Annotated in this window: 21 protein-coding genes; 19 read left to right on the top strand and 2 right to left on the bottom strand. The window is 66.2% G+C overall.

Going from position 1 to position 17,243, the window contains the following annotated elements; translation table 11 throughout:
• Positions 1–104 precede the first annotated feature (104 nt).
• The 18 genes from L1Z78_RS05495 to hisA all read left to right on the top strand — a co-directional run bounded on the left by L1Z78_RS05495 (position 105) and on the right by hisA (position 13,691).
• Complete coding sequence (locus L1Z78_RS05495) at positions 105–914, top strand: ABC transporter ATP-binding protein (RefSeq protein ID WP_234640547.1); 810 nt, start codon at positions 105–107, stop codon at positions 912–914.
• Positions 911–1,693: a lipid asymmetry maintenance ABC transporter permease subunit MlaE gene (gene mlaE / locus L1Z78_RS05500; protein WP_234640548.1), complete on the top strand. Its 783-nt coding sequence runs from the start codon at positions 911–913 to the stop codon at positions 1,691–1,693. Before L1Z78_RS05495 ends, mlaE begins: the two co-directional genes overlap by 4 nt.
• 36 nt (positions 1,694–1,729) lie before the next feature.
• Positions 1,730–2,215 carry an outer membrane lipid asymmetry maintenance protein MlaD gene (gene mlaD / locus L1Z78_RS05505; protein ID WP_234640549.1) on the top strand — a complete coding sequence of 162 codons (486 nt, stop codon included), beginning with the start codon at positions 1,730–1,732 and terminating at the stop codon, positions 2,213–2,215.
• Positions 2,212–3,000 carry a VacJ family lipoprotein gene (locus L1Z78_RS05510; protein ID WP_234640550.1) on the top strand — a complete coding sequence of 263 codons (789 nt, stop codon included), beginning with the start codon at positions 2,212–2,214 and terminating at the stop codon, positions 2,998–3,000. The genes mlaD and L1Z78_RS05510 overlap by 4 nt, the downstream gene beginning before the upstream one ends.
• 115 nt (positions 3,001–3,115) lie before the next feature.
• Complete coding sequence (locus L1Z78_RS05515) at positions 3,116–3,760, top strand: MlaC/ttg2D family ABC transporter substrate-binding protein (protein WP_234640551.1); 645 nt, start codon at positions 3,116–3,118, stop codon at positions 3,758–3,760.
• A gap of 32 nt (positions 3,761–3,792) precedes the next feature.
• A complete protein-coding gene (locus L1Z78_RS05520) occupies positions 3,793–4,068 on the top strand; it encodes an STAS domain-containing protein (RefSeq protein WP_234640552.1) in 276 nt (91 codons plus the stop codon).
• Positions 4,069–4,139: 71 nt separating this feature from the next.
• Positions 4,140–5,069: an ABC transporter ATP-binding protein gene (locus L1Z78_RS05525; RefSeq protein ID WP_234640553.1), complete on the top strand. Its 930-nt coding sequence runs from the start codon at positions 4,140–4,142 to the stop codon at positions 5,067–5,069.
• Positions 5,066–5,821 (top strand): ABC transporter permease, encoded by a 756-nt coding sequence (locus L1Z78_RS05530; protein WP_234640554.1) that lies wholly within the window; start codon positions 5,066–5,068, stop codon positions 5,819–5,821. Before L1Z78_RS05525 ends, L1Z78_RS05530 begins: the two co-directional genes overlap by 4 nt.
• 126 nt (positions 5,822–5,947) lie before the next feature.
• Positions 5,948–6,196: a BolA family protein gene (locus tag L1Z78_RS05535; RefSeq protein WP_234640555.1), complete on the top strand. Its 249-nt coding sequence runs from the start codon at positions 5,948–5,950 to the stop codon at positions 6,194–6,196.
• Positions 6,197–6,308: 112 nt separating this feature from the next.
• On the top strand, positions 6,309–7,577 hold the full coding sequence (gene murA / locus L1Z78_RS05540) for a UDP-N-acetylglucosamine 1-carboxyvinyltransferase (RefSeq protein WP_234640556.1): 1,269 nt from the start codon (positions 6,309–6,311) through the stop codon (positions 7,575–7,577).
• Complete coding sequence (hisG, locus tag L1Z78_RS05545) at positions 7,574–8,218, top strand: ATP phosphoribosyltransferase (RefSeq protein WP_234640557.1); 645 nt, start codon at positions 7,574–7,576, stop codon at positions 8,216–8,218. Before murA ends, hisG begins: the two co-directional genes overlap by 4 nt.
• Positions 8,219–8,230: 12 nt before the next feature.
• Positions 8,231–9,547, top strand: coding sequence for a histidinol dehydrogenase (gene hisD / locus L1Z78_RS05550; RefSeq protein ID WP_234640558.1), 1,317 nt, complete (start codon positions 8,231–8,233; stop codon positions 9,545–9,547).
• A gap of 132 nt (positions 9,548–9,679) precedes the next feature.
• Positions 9,680–9,919 carry a DUF6364 family protein gene (locus L1Z78_RS05555; RefSeq protein WP_234640559.1) on the top strand — a complete coding sequence of 80 codons (240 nt, stop codon included), beginning with the start codon at positions 9,680–9,682 and terminating at the stop codon, positions 9,917–9,919.
• Positions 9,916–10,359 carry a PIN domain-containing protein gene (locus tag L1Z78_RS05560; RefSeq protein ID WP_234640560.1) on the top strand — a complete coding sequence of 148 codons (444 nt, stop codon included), beginning with the start codon at positions 9,916–9,918 and terminating at the stop codon, positions 10,357–10,359. Before L1Z78_RS05555 ends, L1Z78_RS05560 begins: the two co-directional genes overlap by 4 nt.
• A 52-nt stretch (positions 10,360–10,411) precedes the next feature.
• Entirely contained in the window at positions 10,412–11,536 is a 1,125-nt protein-coding gene (gene hisC / locus L1Z78_RS05565) for a histidinol-phosphate transaminase (protein WP_234640561.1), read from the top strand.
• The gene (gene hisB, locus L1Z78_RS05570) at positions 11,533–12,138 is read left to right on the top strand and encodes an imidazoleglycerol-phosphate dehydratase HisB (RefSeq protein ID WP_234640562.1); all 606 of its coding nucleotides are present in this window, start codon (positions 11,533–11,535) and stop codon (positions 12,136–12,138) included. Before hisC ends, hisB begins: the two co-directional genes overlap by 4 nt.
• Before the next feature lie 81 nt (positions 12,139–12,219).
• Positions 12,220–12,888 (top strand): imidazole glycerol phosphate synthase subunit HisH, encoded by a 669-nt coding sequence (gene hisH / locus L1Z78_RS05575; RefSeq protein ID WP_234640563.1) that lies wholly within the window; start codon positions 12,220–12,222, stop codon positions 12,886–12,888.
• 62 nt (positions 12,889–12,950) lie between these two features.
• Positions 12,951–13,691, top strand: a complete 741-nt coding sequence (gene hisA / locus L1Z78_RS05580; protein WP_234640564.1) for a 1-(5-phosphoribosyl)-5-[(5-phosphoribosylamino)methylideneamino]imidazole-4-carboxamide isomerase — start codon at positions 12,951–12,953, stop codon at positions 13,689–13,691.
• A gap of 85 nt (positions 13,692–13,776) precedes the next feature.
• Here hisA and L1Z78_RS05585 read toward each other — a convergent pair whose 3' ends face one another.
• Positions 13,777–14,955 (bottom strand): spherulation-specific family 4 protein, encoded by a 1,179-nt coding sequence (locus tag L1Z78_RS05585; protein WP_234640565.1) that lies wholly within the window; start codon positions 14,953–14,955, stop codon positions 13,777–13,779.
• An 83-nt stretch (positions 14,956–15,038) separates the two neighbouring features.
• Here L1Z78_RS05585 and L1Z78_RS05590 point away from each other — a divergent pair, with 83 nt between their 5' ends.
• Complete coding sequence (locus L1Z78_RS05590) at positions 15,039–15,950, top strand: D-hexose-6-phosphate mutarotase (protein ID WP_234640566.1); 912 nt, start codon at positions 15,039–15,041, stop codon at positions 15,948–15,950.
• Positions 15,951–16,014: 64 nt separating this feature from the next.
• Here the strand turns inward: L1Z78_RS05590 and L1Z78_RS05595 are convergent, their stop codons facing one another.
• Positions 16,015–17,166 (bottom strand): S1C family serine protease, encoded by a 1,152-nt coding sequence (locus L1Z78_RS05595; RefSeq protein WP_234640567.1) that lies wholly within the window; start codon positions 17,164–17,166, stop codon positions 16,015–16,017.
• Positions 17,167–17,243: the final 77 nt, after the last annotated feature.

The raw sequence follows: 17,243 nt of genomic DNA on the forward strand, positions 1-17,243 counted from the left end.
CATACATGAATGTATGTTTATTCGCGGACACTGCATGCACGCTATGCAGCATGTCTGCACAATAGCGGACTGGCCAGAGATCTCCCATTCGAACGCATCCCAGCATGACATCACCAGCCTCTCTCGTGGAGTTGCGCAACGTCACCTTCGGCTATGGCGACCGCGTGATCCTGCGCGACCTGTCGCTGCAGGTGCCGCGCGGCAAGGTCACGGCCCTGATGGGAGCCTCGGGCGGCGGCAAGACCACGGTGCTGCGCCTGGTCGGCGGCCAGCAGCGAGCCCAGCAGGGGCAGGTGCTGTTCGATGGCAAGGATGTCGGCGCCATGGACGCCGCGGGACTGTATGCCGCGCGCCGGCGCATGGGCATGCTGTTCCAGTTCGGCGCCTTGTTCACGGACATGAGCGTGTTCGACAACGTGGCCTTTCCACTGCGCGAGCACACCGACCTTCCCGATGAGCTGGTGCGTGACATCGTGCTCATGAAGCTGCATGCCGTGGGCCTGCGGGGGGCGCGCGAGCTCATGCCCAGCGAGATCTCGGGCGGCATGGCCAGGCGCGTGGCGCTGGCGCGCGCCATCGCGCTGGACCCGGAACTGGTCATGTACGACGAGCCCTTCGCCGGCCTGGACCCGATTTCCCTGGGCACGGCGGCCCAGCTGATCCGTGAGCTCAATGACGCCATGGGCCTGACCTCCATCCTGGTCTCCCACGATGTGGAGGAGACTTTCCGCGTTGCCGATCATGTGGTCATCCTGGGCAACGGTGGTGTCGCCGCCCAGGGTTCGCCCGAGCAGGTGCGGGCCGATCCCGATCCGCTGGTGCAGCAGTTCATCCATGCGCGTCCCACCGGCCCCGTGCCTTTCCACTACCCTGGCGTGAGCGCCGAAGAGGATTTCGGCAGGAGGCACGCATGAAGCCGCTGCATCCTGCCCGCATCGGCGCGGCAGTGCGCCACCAGCTGACACGGCTGGGAATGGGGACCCGCCTGTTCGGCCGCCTGCTCGCCCTCATGGGGCCGGCGCTGGGCCGCCCGCGCCTGATCGGCGACCAGATCCATTTCCTGGGCAACTATTCGCTGGCCATCATCGGCGTCTCGGGCCTGTTCGTCGGCTTCGTGCTGGGCCTGCAGGGCTACTACACGCTGCAGCGCTATGGATCGGCCGAGGCCCTGGGCCTGCTGGTGGCGCTGTCGCTGGTGCGCGAGCTGGGCCCCGTGGTCACGGCCTTGCTGTTCGCCGGCCGTGCCGGCACGGCGCTGACGGCCGAGATCGGCCTCATGAAGGCCGGTGAGCAGCTGTCGGCCATGGAGATGATGGCCGTGGATCCCGTGCGCCGCATCCTGGCCCCGCGCTTCGTGGCGGGCCTCGTGGCCATGCCGCTGCTGGCGGCCGTCTTCAGCGCCGTCGGCGTCATCGGCGGCTGGCTGGTGGGCGTGGTCATGATCGGTGTCGATGGCGGTGCCTTCTGGGGCCAGATGCAGAACGGCGTGGACTGGTGGTATGACCTGGGCAACGGCGTCATCAAGAGCCTGGTGTTCGGTGTGGCGGTCACTTTCATCGCGCTGCTGCAGGGCTACGCGGCCAAGCCCACGCCAGAAGGCGTTTCCCGCGCGACCACGCGCACGGTGGTGATGGCCTCGCTGGCCGTGCTGGGGCTGGACTTCCTGCTCACGGCCACGATGTTCAGCCTCTGATCCGGACCACCTCTCGCAAACAAGGAAAAACAAACCATGCAGCAATCCAAGAGTGATGTCTGGGTCGGACTGTTCGTGCTGATCGGTGCCGTGGCGCTGGTGTTCCTGGCGCTGCAGTCGGCCAATCTGCTGAGCCTGAACTTCCAGAAGACCTATACGCTGACGGCGCGATTCGACAACATCGGCGGCCTCAAGCCCAAGGCCGCCGTGCGCAGCGCCGGCGTGGTCGTGGGGCGCGTGGAATCCATCACCTTCGACGACCAGGTCTTTCAGGCCAGCGTGACCATGGCCCTGGAAAAGCGCTACGCTTTCCCCAAGGACAGCTCCCTGAAGATCCTGACCAGCGGCCTGCTCGGCGACCAGTACATCGGCATCGAGGCCGGCGCCGACGAGCACAACCTCAAGGACGGTGACCGCGTGGTCGCCACCCAGTCGGCCGTGGTGCTGGAAAATCTGATCGGACAGTTCCTCTACGGCAAGGCCGAGCAAGGTGGAAGCTCCGAGGCAGGAGGCAAAGAATGACAACCAACCACCATGACATGGCGGCCCGGGGCCGCCCCTGGCAGCGCGCCGCGATGCTGGGCACGCTGGCCACGGCTGCGCTGCTGGCCGGCTGCGCCACCACCGCTGACACGGCCCGCAATCCCCTGGACCCGTACGAGTCCTTCAACCGCAGCATGTACGCGTTCAACGATGGCGTGGACCGTGCCTTGCTCAAGCCGGTGGCCACGGTCTATCGCGACGTCACGCCCAGCGTGGCGCGCGATGGCGTGACCAACTTCTTCTCCAACCTGGGCGATATCTGGTCGTTCGTGAACAATGCGTTGCAGGGGCGCGCCGAGGGAGCCTACAACTCCGTGGTGCGTTTCTCGGTGAATACGGTCTTCGGCATTGGCGGCTTGTTCGACATCGCCAGCGAAGCCGGCATCGCGCGCCACAAGCAGGACTTCGGCCAGACCCTGGGCCGCTGGGGCGTTCCCACCGGGCCCTATCTGGTGCTGCCCCTGCTGGGGCCGTCGACGGTTCGTGACACGGCAGCCCTTCCCGTGGACTGGCTGGGCAACCCCATCACGGCCGTCAACGACATCCCGGTGCGCAACAGCCTGTATGCGCTGCGCCTGGTGGATACGCGCGCGCGCCTGCTCAATGCCTCGGACACCCTGGATTCCGTCGCCATCGACCGCTACAGCCTGACACGCGATGTCTACCTGAACCTGCGGCGCGGCAACAGCTCGGGCGATGACGGCCGTATCGAGGACTACGACGACGATGCGGGCAAGCTGCCACCTGAAGACAGCGCGAAGTAGGCAGTTCGTAACATCCAGAGATCAAAAACGGTCGGTGCCTGACAAGGCGCGACCGCAAAATTGTGCAATATCAACCTAGGTCGGAGCATGAGGCCCCGCCGGGAAAGGAAGACTGATGATCAATCGACGTGCCTGGAATGCCGCCGCCGCCGCGGCCATGCTGGCCATGGGAACCTGGGCGGCGGCGCTGCCGGCCCACGCTGCCGACGAAACGCCCGACGCGCTGGTCAAGCGTGTCTCCACCGACGTGCTGGAGACCATCAAGAAGGACCCGTCCCTGCGGGAGGGCGACGTGTCCAGGGTCAATGCGCTGGTCAACGACAAGGTCATGCCCTATGTGAACTTCCGCCGCATGACCTCGGCGTCGGTCGGGCCGGCCTGGCGCCAGGCCACGCCCGAGCAGCGCCAGCGGCTGGAGACGGAATTCAAGGCCTTGCTGATCCGCACCTACTCCGGCGCACTGGCCCAGGTCAGCAACCAGACCATCAACGTCAAGCCGCTGCGCGCGGCGGCCGGCGACACCGACGTGCTGGTGCGCACCGAGGTGCTGGGCCGTGGCGATCCGGTGCAGCTGGACTACCGCCTGGAGAAGGCGGCCGATGGCTGGAAGATCTACAACCTCAACGTGCTGGGTGTGTGGCTGGTCGAGACCTATCGCAACCAGTTCAGCCAGGAAATCAATGCCCGCGGCATCGACGGCCTGATCGATACCCTGGCCACGCGCAGCAAGATGCCCGCCACGCCGCCCGGCAAGGGTTGATCGCGCGGGTGTCCACGACCTACAGCCATCCCATGTTGCGGCTTCCCCGTGAACTGACCTATCGGCAGGCGCGCAGCTGCCTTTCGCAGCTGCAACCTCAGGTGCAGGGCTTCGACGGTGCCAGGGTGCCGGTCGATGCCGGCGGCCTGGAGGTCTTCGATTCGGCCGCTCTGGCCGTGCTGCTGGCCTGCCGCCGCACGGCACAGGCCGTGGACAAGCAGCTGGTGGTCGTGGATCTGCCCCAGGGGCTGCAGTCCATGGCGGCACTGTATGGCGTCGATGGCCTGCTGTCCGTGCAGCAGGCCTGACGCCAGCGCGACGCGCCGCAAAGAACCCCGCAGGGCAGGTTTGGCGGCAAGGGCCTAGAATGGCGCCTCGCATGTCTGCCGTCTCATTCCAATCCATCTCCAAGACCTACCAGACCCCGAAAGGGGCCTTTCAGGCGCTCAACCACGTGAGCCTGGATATCGAGGAGGGCGAGTTCTTCGGTCTGCTCGGCCCCAATGGGGCAGGCAAGACCACGATGATCAGCATCCTGGCCGGCCTGTCTCGCGCCACCAGCGGGCGCGTGCTGGTGCAGGGCAGCGACGTGCATGCCGACTATGCGGCCGCCAGGCGCAAGCTGGGCATCGTGCCGCAGGAGTTGGTGTTCGATCCCTTCTTCAACGTGCGCGAGGCGCTGCGCTTCCAGTCCGGCTACTTCGGCGTCAGGAACAATGACGACTGGATCGACGAGTTGCTGCACAGCCTGGGGCTGGCCGACAAGGCCAGTTCCAACATGCGCCAACTGTCCGGCGGCATGAAGCGCCGTGTGCTGGTGGCCCAGGCGCTGGTGCACAAGCCGCCCATCATCGTGCTCGACGAGCCCACGGCGGGTGTGGACGTGGAGTTGCGCCAGACGCTGTGGCATTTCATCGCGCGCCTGAACCGCGAAGGCCATACCGTGCTGCTCACCACCCATTACCTGGAGGAGGCCGAGGCGCTATGCAGCCGCGTGGCCATGCTCAAGCAGGGCAACATCGTCAAGCTCTCGACCATGTCCGATCTGCTCAAGTCCGCATCCTCCAACGTGCTTCAGTTCAAGACGGATGCGGTCTTGCCGCCGGCCCTTGTGCAGCGTGCCCGGGTCACGGGCCGCATCGTGCAGATTCCGGCCCATGACGCCAGTGATGTGGAGCGCCTGCTGGCCGCATTGCGTGAGGGCGCGGTGGTTCCCGAGGACGTGGAAATCCGCCGTGCCGACCTGGAGGATGTCTTCATCCACGTGATGAACGAGCAAGGCCAGACTTCGCAGGGGACTTCGGCATGAACGGCTGGCGGACCCTGCTCAAGAAGGAAGTGCTGCGTTTCTGGAAGGTCAGCTTCCAGACCGTGGCCGCGCCCGTGCTCACGGCCGTGCTCTACCTGCTGATCTTCGGCCATGTGCTCGAAGGCCGGGTGCTGGTCTATGACCGCATCAGCTACACGGCGTTCCTGATCCCGGGCCTGGTGATGATGAGCGTGCTGCAGAACGCTTTCGCCAACAGTTCCTCCAGCCTGGTGCAGAGCAAGATCATGGGTTCCCTGGTCTTCGTGCTGCTCACGCCACTGTCGCACTGGGCCTGGTTCGGCGCCTATGTGGGTGCTTCGGTGCTGCGTGGCCTGCTGGTGGGCGTGGGCGTGTTCATCGTCACGCTGTACTTCGCCATCCCCGAGTTCACGGCGCCGCTGTGGATCCTGGTCTTCGGCCTGCTGGGCGCGGCGCTGCTGGGCACGCTGGGTGTGATCGCCGGCCTGTGGGCCGACAAGTTCGACCAGATGGCGGCCTTCCAGAACTTCCTGATCATGCCCATGACCTTCCTGTCGGGCGTGTTCTATTCCATCCAGTCCTTGCCGCCCTTTTGGCAAAAAGTCAGCCATCTGAACCCGTTTTTCTACATGATCGACGGTTTCCGCTACGGCTTCTTCGGGCAGAGCGATGTCTCGCCCTGGATCAGCCTGGCCATCGTCGGTTCGGCCTGGCTGGTGGTGAGTGCCCTGGCGGTGCACTTGCTGCGCACGGGCTACAAGATCCGCGGCTGAGGCCTCATGCACGCTGCGGCTGGCACTGTGCCGGCATTTTCCAAACGATTCATGAACAGGCGGTCGGCGCCCGGCGCCGCCGCCACCCAGGGCCATGCCGCGATGCATGGCAGGAAAGCTTCCCCCATGACTGCAGACCAACTCAAGGAACTGATTGCCGCCGGCCTGCCTTGTGAACACATTGCGCTCGAAGGCGACGGACGGCACTGGTTCGCCACCATCGTCTCCGCCCATTTCGAAGGCCAGCGTCTGGTGCAACGCCAGCGCCTGGTCTACGCCACGCTGGGACAGCGCATGCATACCGATGAGGTGCATGCCCTGTCCATGAAGACCTATACGCCCGCCGAATGGGCTGCGCAGGCCGGTCGGGCCTGAGCCTGCCACCTGCCTGCGCCGTCTTTTCCGCGCCCAGACTTTCTGCCGCAGCCGGCCATCAGGGCATGCGCGGCATCTTCTTTTCCGATCCATCGATTCAAGACTGCCAGCCATGGACAAACTCCTGATTCGCGGGGGCCGCCCGCTGCATGGCGAGGTGACGGTCTCCGGCGCCAAGAACGCCGCCCTGCCCGAACTGTGCGCCGCGCTGCTGTCGTGCGAGCCTGTCGCCCTGCACAATGTGCCGCGCCTGCAGGATGTGGCCACCATGCTCAAGCTGATCCGCAACATGGGTGTCAGCGCCGAACATGATGGCGATGGCACCGTGCGCATCGACGCCGGGGCCCTGTCCCATCCCGAGGCCCCCTACGAGCTGGTGAAGACCATGCGCGCATCCGTCCTGGCACTGGGCCCGCTGCTCGCACGTTTCGGCCGGGCGCGCGTGTCGCTGCCGGGCGGTTGCGCCATCGGCTCGCGTCCCGTGGACCAGCACATCAAGGGCCTGCAGGCGATGGGGGCCGAGATCACCGTCGAGAACGGCTACATGAACGCGCGCCTGCCCGAGGGCCTCCGGCGTCTGCAGGGCGCGCGCATCACCACCGACATGGTGACGGTGACCGGCACCGAGAATTTCCTGATGGCCGCGGTGCTCGCCGAGGGCGAAACCGTGCTGGAGAACGCTGCCATGGAGCCGGAAATCGGTGACCTGGCCGACATGCTCATCAAGATGGGCGCGAAGATCGAAGGCCATGGCAGCAGCCGCATCGTGGTCCAGGGCGTGGAGCGCCTGGGCGGCTGCGAGCACGAGGTCGTGGCCGACCGCATCGAGGCCGGCACCTTTCTGTGCGCCGTGGCGGCCACGGGAGGGGAGGCGCTGCTGCGCAACGGCCGCGCCGACCACCTGGGCGCCGTCATCGACAAGCTCAAGGACGCGGGCGCCGAAGTGTCCGCCGAGGACGCGGGCATCCGCGTGCGCGCCAGCGGCAAGCTCAAGGCGCAGAGCTTTCGCACCACCGAATACCCGGGCTTTCCCACGGACATGCAGGCGCAGTTCATGGCGCTGAACCTGGTGGCCGAGGGCAGCAGCATGGTCACGGAGACCATCTTCGAGAACCGCTTCATGCACGTCAACGAGATGCTGCGCCTGGGTGCCAGCATCACCACCGACGGGCGCGTGGCCACCATCACCGGCAGCCGGCCGCTGTCGGGGGCAGCCGTGATGGCCACCGATCTGCGCGCTTCGGCCAGCCTCGTCATCGCCGGCCTGGTGGCCCGGGGCGAGACCCTGGTCGATCGCATCTATCATCTGGACCGCGGCTACGATCGCATGGAAGACAAGCTGCGCGGCCTGGGTGCCGATATCGAAAGAGTTTCCCAATGACCATCACGATTGCCCTGTCCAAGGGCCGTATCTACGACGAAACCGTACCGCTGCTGGCCGCCGCCGGCATCTCGGTCAGCGAGGACATCGAGAAGTCGCGCAAGCTGATCTTCGAGACCAACCAGAGCGACGTGCGCGTGGTGCTGGTGCGCGCCTCCGACGTGCCGGTCTATGTGCAGTATGGCGGGGCCGATCTTGGCGTCGCAGGCCTGGACTCGCTGATCGAGCACGGTGGCCAGGGCCTGTACCAGCCCCTGGACCTGAAGATCGCACGCTGCCGTGTCAGTGTCGCCGTGCGCAACGGTTTCGACTATGCGCTGGCCGTCAAGCAGGGCGCGCGGCTGCGCATCGCCACCAAGTATCCCGAGATCGCGCGCAACTTCTTCGCGACCAAGGGCGTACACGTGGACATGGTCAAGCTGTATGGCTCCATGGAGCTGGCCCCGCTGACGGGCATGGCCGATGCCATCGTCGACCTGGTGTCCACGGGCAACACGCTCAAGGCCAATGATCTGATCGAGGTGGAGCCCATCATGGAGATCAGCTCGCGCCTGGTGGTCAACCAGGCCTCGCTCAAGCTCAAGCAGGCGCCCCTGCGCAAGATCATCGATGCCTTTGCATCGGCCATTCCCCAAGACTGAAGCCCCTTCACCATGGAATACCAAGCCGCCCCTGTCCGCCTGTCCACGCTGGACGCCAATTTCGAGCACGATTTTGCGCAGCGCCTGCATTGGTCGGCGGACACGGATGCAGCCATCGAGCAACGCGTGGCAGACATCCTGGCCGATGTGCAAAAGCGTGGCGACGTGGCCGTTCTGGAGTACACGGCGCGCTTTGACGGACTGCAGGTGGGCGGCATGGCCTCGCTGGAGCTGGCGCAGGCCGAGCTCAAGGCGGCTTTCGACAGCCTGGGCGATGAGCAGCGCGAGGCGCTGACGGCCGCGGCCAGGCGCGTGCGCACCTACCATGAGGCGCAAAAGCGCGCCAGCGGTGAAAGCTGGAGCTACCGTGACGAGGATGGCACCCTGCTGGGCCAGAAGGTCACGCCGCTGGATCGCGTGGGCATCTATGTTCCTGGCGGCAAGGCGGCCTACCCTTCCAGCGTGCTGATGAACGCCATTCCCGCCCATGTGGCAGGCGTGCAGGAAATCATCATGGTCGTGCCCACGCCGCGCGGCGAGAAGAACGCGCTGGTGCTGGCCGCCGCCTATGTGGCCGGCGTCACGCGCGGCTTCACCATCGGCGGTGCCCAGGCGGTCGCGGCCCTGGCCTATGGCACGGCCACCATCCCCAAGGTGGACAAGATCACCGGCCCCGGCAATGCCTATGTGGCCAGCGCCAAGAAGCGCGTGTTCGGGACCGTGGGCATCGACATGATCGCCGGCCCCAGCGAAATCCTCGTGCTGGCCGACGGCAGCACCCCACCCGAATGGGTGGCCATGGACCTGTTCAGCCAGGCCGAGCACGACGAGCTGGCGCAAAGCATCCTGCTGTGTCCTGATGTCACCTACATCGATGCCGTGCAGCGGGAGATCGACCGCCTGCTGCCCGAGATGCCGAGGCGCGCCATCATCGCCAAGAGCCTGAACGATCGTGGCGCTCTCATCCTCACGCGCAACATGCAGGAGGCCTGCGCCATCAGCAACCGCATCGCGCCCGAACACCTGGAGGTCTCCAGCACCGATCCCCACAAGTGGGAGCCGCTGCTGCGCCATGCAGGAGCCATCTTCCTGGGGGCCTACACCAGCGAAAGCCTGGGCGACTACTGTGCAGGTCCCAACCATGTGCTGCCCACCAGCGGCACGGCGCGCTTTTCCTCGCCGCTGGGGGTCTATGACTTCCAGAAGCGATCCAGCCTCATCGAGGTCAGCGAGGCTGGTGCCCAGACCCTGGGCCGTATCGCCTCGGTACTGGCCCATGGTGAGGGTCTCCAGGGCCATGCGCGTGCCGCGGAAATGCGGTTGAAGTAAGCAGTTGCTGCGATTCGACATCAGCGCCGTCGCCAAAAGCGATGGCGCTTTTTTCATTGCCTTGTCCGTTCTGTGGTTTGCGCGATCGACACGAATTTTGTGGAACACGAAATTCGTGTAGACTTGCATCCTGTGAAGAATCTCACCATCACCGTTGAAGACAGTGTGCTCGAATGGGCCCGTATCGAGGCCGCGCGCCGAGGCACCAGCGTCTCGCGCATGGTGGGCGACTTCATGGCCGAGATGCAGCGTCGCGAGGACGCCTACGAGCGGGCCTATCTGGCCTGGCGAACCGATGAGCGCAGCTGGGATCGCGGCGAGGTGCGGCCCGCGCAGCGCGTGGCCGCGTTGCGCCGCGAGTGCCAGGCATGAACACCGTCTTTGTCGATACCTCCGTGCTGGTCGCGGCCGAGGACACGGGGCAGGGCGCCTTGCATGCCGCCGTGCTGCAATGGCTGGACCTGCTGTGGCGCACGCGCAGCGGACGCACGGGCAGCCAGGCGCTGTGCGAGTTCTACGAGCTGGTCACGACCTCGGACCGGCCGCTGCCGCAAGGCGATGCGCGCGCCGCCATTCGCCGCTACCAGACCTGGACGCCCTGGAAGACCGACGCCGCCACGCTGGAGACAGCCTGGGCCGTGCAGTCGCGCCACCAACTGGCCTTTGGCGATTGTCTGGCCGTGGCATGCGCCCAGCATAGCGGCTGCGAGCAGATGCTGACCCTGCACCTGCCGCATGGCGCCCAGTTCGGTGGCGTGACCGTGGTGCACCCGCTGCATCAGGTAGCGCCGGCACAGGCCACGCAGGCCTGAACGGCCACCCCCATGGATTCCTTCCCCACTGTTTCGTGAAAGTGTGCATGCCATGACAGCTTCCATTCCGCAGGTACAGACCCTGGCCCTGGAGCGCATCCGCGCCGATGTGCGCGCGATGCAGGCCTACCATGTGCAGCCCTCGCAGGGCCTGCTCAAGATGGACACGATGGAGAACCCTTTCCGGCTGCCGCCCGAACTGCAGGCCACGCTGGGCGAGCGGCTGGGACAGCTGGAGATCAACCGCTATCCCGGCGAACGCCAGGAGGTGCTCAAGCAGATGCTGGCAGGCTATGCCGGAGCCCCCTCGGGCAGCGCCGTGCTGCTGGGCAATGGCTCCGACGAAATCATCACCCTGCTGGCCTTGGCCTGTGCCCAGCCCCACACAGAGGGCCGTGCCACCATGCTGGCGCCCATGCCGGGCTTTGTGATGTACCCCATGAGCGCCCGGCTGCAGGGCCTGGACTTCGTCGGTGTGGACCTCACGGCCGACTTCGAGCTGGATGTGCCGGCCATGCGGGCCGCCATCGCCGAGCATCGTCCGGCCATCACCTATATCGCCTATCCGAACAACCCCACGGCCACGCTCTGGGCCGAGGAGGACGTGCAGGCCGTGATCGACACCGTGGGCACCATCGGCGGCCTGGTCGTCATGGACGAGGCCTACCAGCCCTTCGCCCGCCGCAGCTGGATCGAGAACATGCGCGCCGAGCCGACCCGCAACGCCCATGTGCTGCTGATGCGCACGCTCAGCAAGTTCGGCCTGGCTGGGGCCCGGCTTGGCTACCTGATCGGTCCGGCCGCCATCGTCGGCGAGATCGACAAGGTGCGCCCACCCTACAACATCAGCGTGCTCAATTGCGAGACGGCGATCTTCGCGCTGGAGCATGAATCCCTCTATGCGCAGCAGGCGGTGGCCATCCGCGCCGAGCGCCAGCCTCTGATCGATGCCCTGGCCGCGTTGCCCGGCGTGGACAAGGTCTGGCCCTCCGAGGCCAACATGGTGCTGCTGCGTGTGCGCGATGCCGCGCATGCCCAGTCCGAAATGAAGGCCCGGGGCGTGCTGGTGAAGAATGTCTCGGTCATGCACCCGCTGCTGGCCAATTGCCTGCGCCTGACCGTGGGCACCCACGAAGAAAACGCCCGGATGCTGGCGGCCCTGAAGGAATCCCTATGAGCAACACCGTCGCCGCGCGCACCGCCGAGGTGCAGCGCAACACCGCCGAAACCCGGATCAAGGTGGGCATCAATCTCGACGGCACCGGCAAGGCCAGCCTGCGCTCGGGCATCGGCTTCCTGGACCACATGCTCGACCAGATCGCTCGCCACGGCCTGATTGACCTCGACATCGACTGCGAGGGCGACCTGCACATCGACGGACACCATACGGTCGAGGACATCGGCATCACGCTGGGCCAGGCCTTCGCCAAGGCCGTCGGCGACAAGAAGGGCATCCGCCGCTACGGCCATGCCTACGTGCCGCTGGACGAGGCCCTGAGCCGCGTGGTCATCGATTTCTCGGGCCGCCCAGGCCTGCACATGGAGGTGAAGTTCACAGCCGGCAGCATCGGCCAACTCGACACCCAGCTGGTCTACGAGTTCTTCCAGGGTTTCGTCAACCATGCCGGCGTGACGCTGCACATCGACAACCTCAAGGGCTTCAACGCGCACCATCAGTGCGAAACCATCTTCAAGGCCTTTGCGCGCGCCCTGCGCTTCGCGCTGGAGCATGACGAGCGCATGGCCGGCGTAATCCCTTCGACCAAGGGTGCTCTCTAAAGAGAAGCGATTGACCTCGGTCAAAACTTGATCTGACCGGGCAATCCAGCCGAAAATCCGACCGAACACGCGCCACACGCTATGAGTTTGACTGACAACACCGTCGCCGTCGTCGATTACGGCATGGGCAACTTGCGCTCGGTTTCACAAGCCGTGCGCACGGCCGCCGCCGATTCCGGCTGGCAGGTCGTGGTCACCGCCGATCCCGATGTGGTGCTGGCCGCCAACCGCATCGTGCTGCCCGGCCAGGGCGCCATGCCCGACTGCATGCGCGAACTGCGCGACTCGGGCCTTCAGGAGGCCGTGCTGCATGCCGCCGCCAACAAGCCGCTGTTCGGTGTCTGCGTGGGCATGCAGATGCTGCTGGACCACAGCGATGAAGGCGATGTGGCCGGCCTGGGCCTGATCCCCGGCGACGTGCGCAAGTTCGATCTGCAAGGGCGTACCCAGGCCGACGGCAGCCGCTTCAAGGTGCCGCAGATGGGTTGGAACCGTGTCCACCAGACGCCGTACGAAGGCCGGGTCCATGCGCTGTGGCGCGGAATTCCCGAAGACAGCTTCTACTACTTCGTGCACAGCTTCTACGCCGTGGTGCAATTGCCGCAGCATTGCGCGGCTGAGACCGACTACGGCGGGCGCTTTGCGTGCGCCGTCGCACGCGATAATATTTTCGCCACCCAGTTCCATCCGGAAAAGAGCGCGGACCAGGGCCTTGCGCTGTTCCGCAATTTCCTGGGCTGGAAGCCTTGAACCCCTTTCCCTCCCACCGCAACGGCCGCTGAAACCCAGGCCTTCATTGCTCGCAAACCATCATGCTGCTCATTCCCGCCATCGACCTCAAGGACGGCCATTGCGTACGCCTCATCCAGGGTGATATGGACCAGTCGACCACGTTCGGCGAAGATCCGGCCATCATCGCACGCCGCTGGCTCGATGCCGGCGCACGCCGCCTGCACCTGGTCGACCTCAATGGCGCGTTTGCGGGCCAGCCCAAGAACCTGGCCGCCATCAAGGCCATCCTCAAGGAGGTCGATGGCGAGATCCCGGTGCAGCTCGGCGGTGGCATCCGCGACCTGGACACCATCGAAAAATACATCGACGCCGGCATCGAGTACGTGATCATCGGCACGGCCGCGGTGAAGAACCCGGGTTTCCTGCAGGATGCCTGCAGTGCTTTCGCGGGCCATGTCATCGTGGGCCTGGATGCCAAGGACGGCAAGGTCGCCATCGACGGCTGGAGCAAGCTCACGGGGCAGGACGTGCACTCCGTGGCCAAGCGCTTCGAGGACTGGGGCGTGGAGTCCATCATCTACACCGACATCGGCCGCGACGGCATGCTCACGGGCATCAACATCGATGCCACCGTCAAGCTCGCGCAGTCGCTGAAGATCCCCGTCATCGCCTCGGGTGGCCTGTCGGGCATGGCCGATATCGAGGCCCTGTGCAAGGTCGAGAACGAAGGCATCGAGGGCGTGATCTGCGGGCGTGCCATCTACTCGGGCGATCTGGATTTCGCCATGGCGCAGGCCCGCGCCGACGAACTCACGGCCTGAACGGCCTGCGCCTTTCCAGCATCCGCGGGCGCCTGTGCTTCACAGGCGCCCGCGCTGCATTCAGCGCCAGGGATTCAGGCGTTATTTACGAGCAGGCGGGCAGGGCCTGCCCGGCATTGTTGGCGCGCACGGTCTGCACAAAGGCATCCCAGTAGTTCGGCAGCCCGGCCCAGGGGTTGCCCACGCCAGTGCTGGGCTCGAACTCCAGCTGGGTCACATAGATCCATCCCGCCTGGTAGCGGGCCGAGGCGGCCGACTGCACGGCCGTCTGCATGGCCGCGCAGCCCGACACGTTGTGCACCAGCGAGGCCTGGTGGCTGTTGGGCAGCCCGTACAGCCAGTCAAAACTCGTCGTGCGCGGATCGTAGGCGGCATAGCTGGAGCCCTTGCCCTCGAACGTGGTCAGTACATCGGCCACATCGGCATAGCCGGCCACGGGCACGAGGCCAGGGTTGCCGATCACGATCAGGTTGGGATTCTTGGCCTTGATGTACTGGTAGATGGTGCGATAGAAGTCCAGCCGGTTGGTGGTGGCCGCCATCTCGTCAATGAAGAAGCCCTTGACCAGGCCCGCGCCGTAGTGCGTGAAATAGTTGTCGATATTGGCCTGGATGCTGGCCAGCGATCGCGTGCCCGTGCCATAGCTGGAACTCACGTAGCCCACCAACTGGCCGCCCGCGTTGGCAAAGGCGGTGGCGGCGCGCGTGATGTTCGCATCCGGGCCCGTGAAAATGCCATTGGCCGGATTCAGGATGGCCGTCATCTGCACGGTCGGATTCGCCTGTGCGCTGGCCGTCAGCGCATTCCAGGCCGTGGCTCCCGCGCCGGTGGGGTAGAAATACGTGGGCACCAGCACCCGCAGCGGCGCAGGCGCAGGGCGCAGGTAGAAGGTCTGCGTGGCCGTGCCCGTGCGGCCGGCCACGGTGGCGCTGGCCTGCACCTGCTGGCGTCCGGGCACCGCGCCGGTGAGCGCGGCGGTCGCCACGCCGGCGCTGGTCAGCGCCGAGGTGCTGATGCCCGTGGCCGCATTGAAGCTCACCACGGTTGCGTCTGCGACGTTGGCGCCATCGGCCTGGACCCGCGCACTCAGGGACAGGGGCGTCCCCGCGGTCACCACCTGTCCTGCTGAAGGCGCGGTCCATTGCACGGTGACCGTGCTGACTCCGGGCTGGCCGCCGCCAGCACCGCCGTCTCCGCCACCTGCATTGCTGTCACCTCCGCCACCGCCTCCGCAGGCGGCCAGCGAGGCGGTCAGTGCGAGCATGCCCAGGCGCAAGACAAGGGCGGAGGGAGCGGGGGGACGTTGCATGGTGGACGGGGCAGTGCGGGGAGAGGCTATATTCAAGCATGAAAGTTACATCTTCCTTTCCGGCTGGCGCAGCTTTACATGCGGCAGCGCAAGCTCCCGATGCTCCTGGCGCACTTGCCACGACCTGGCAGGGTCTGCCGGCCATCCGGCTGGTGCTGGAATGCGGCGACACGGCCCTGATCGTGCTCCAGGGCGCGCAACTGCTGTCCTGGCAGGTGCGGGGCGAGGAGCAACTGTTCTTGAGTCCGCAGGCGGTCCATGATGGCAAGACCCCCATCCGCGGCGGCATACCGGTCTGTTTTCCCCAGTTCAACCAGCGCGGCCCGCTGGCCAAGCACGGGTTTGCGCGCACGCTGGCCTGGCAGGGCGATGCATCGCAGGTGAAGTCCCTGGAGGGCGATGGCCTTGTTCTGCGCCTGAAGCTCGTCGACACGCCGCAGACGCGAGCCGTCTGGCCGCATGCCTTCGAGGCCTGGCTGGAGCTGACGCTCATGCCCGGTCGTGCCGATGTGGAACTGTGGGTACACAACCAGGGGGAGGCGCCGCTGTCCTTCACCGCGGCGTTGCACAGCTACCTGCGCGTGGCCGATGTGCAGGAATGCCGGCTGCGGGGACTGCATGGTCTGCGCTACTGGGATGCCGTGGCCGACACCCATCCCACGCAGCAGGGCGATGTGGCATTCGGCGCCGAGCTGGACCGCGTCTACCCACGGCCCGTGCAGGGCATGGATCTGATGGCGACGGGCCGTCGCCTGCGCATCTCGCAGGATGCCGCATGGAGCGAGACGGTGGTCTGGAACCCCGGGCCCGAGCTGTGCGCCCGCCTGGCCGACATGCCGGCGCAGGCATGGCGGCAGATGCTGTGCGTGGAAGCCGCCGCCATCGATGCGCCCGTCCTCGTGCCGCCTGGCGGCCGGTGGCGCGCGGCGCAGCGCCTTCAGCGGCTGTAGCTGCGGTGTTTCCAAAACGAAAGCGCCTGAGGACAGGCGCTTTCGCGGGAAGGGCCGGTGCCGCTCAGCGGCGCTGCATGCGCTGCGACGATTGCGCCGGGCGCAGGCCCGGGGTGATATGCAGCTCCACGGGGCCGTCGCCACGGCGTACCTCGAACTTCGATGCCTCCCCGGGCTTGAGGGCGGCCACGGCCGTCAGCAGCTCGGACACATTGCGGATGGGCTTGTCGCCGACCTGCACGATGACGTCGCCCGGGCGCATGCCGGCCTGGGCCGCCGGACCTGCCTGCAGCACGCCGGTGATGATCACGCCGGAATCCGCCTTCACGCCGAAGGTCTCGGCCAGTTCGGGCGACAGCTCGTTGGGCTCCACGCCGATCCAGCCGCGCACCACGCGTCCGTCCTTGACGATGCCGTCCAGCACCAGCTTGGCGGTGGACACGGGGATCGCAAAGCCGATGCCCATGCTGCCTCCCGAGCGCGAGTAGATCGCCGTGTTGATGCCCAGCAGATTGCCGTTGGCGTCCACCAGCGCGCCGCCCGAATTTCCGGGGTTGATGGCGGCGTCCGTCTGGATGAAGTTCTCGAAGGTATTGATGCCCAGCTGGCTGCGGCCCAGGGCGCTGATGATGCCGCTGGTCACGGTCTGCCCCACGCCGAAGGGGTTGCCGATGGCCAGCACGCGGTCGCCCACGGCGACCTGGTCGGAATTGCCCAGCACGATGACGGGAAGCTTGTCCAGTGCGATCTTGAGCACGGCCAGATCGGTCTCGGGGTCGGTGCCGATGACCTGCGCCTTGGCCTGGCGGCTGTCGGTCAGCGTGACCTCGATGTCGTCGGCGCCTTCCACCACATGGTTGTTGGTCAGGATGTAGCCGTCCGGGCTGATGATCACGCCGCTGCCCAGTCCGGCCTGCTCCTGCGTGCCCTGGTCGCCAAAGAAGAACTGGAACCATGGGTCATTGCTGCGCGGATGGCGCACTGCCTTGCTGGTGTTGATGCTCACCACGGCGGGCGCCGCCTTCTTGGCCGCCGGGGCGAAGCTGCCGGGGTTGACTTCCCCGATGGGCGTGGGGGGCGCCTCCAGCAGCGCAATGCCGGCGTTGCTGCGCACGGCGCCGCGGCGCAGCCAGTCGGGTTGCAGTGTGGCGACGACGAAATAGGCGGCCACCAGGATGGTGACCACCTGCGAAAACAGCAGCCAGGTGCGTTTCATGAAATGTGGTGTTCTGTGCGGGAGTACAGGCCTCATTGTGCGGCAAGTTGAGCACGGGGCTGCGGGGGAACGATGCC

Origin of the sequence: Delftia tsuruhatensis (assembly GCF_903815225.1) — a bacterium.
GTDB classification, from domain to species: domain Bacteria; phylum Pseudomonadota; class Gammaproteobacteria; order Burkholderiales; family Burkholderiaceae_C; genus Comamonas; species Comamonas tsuruhatensis_A.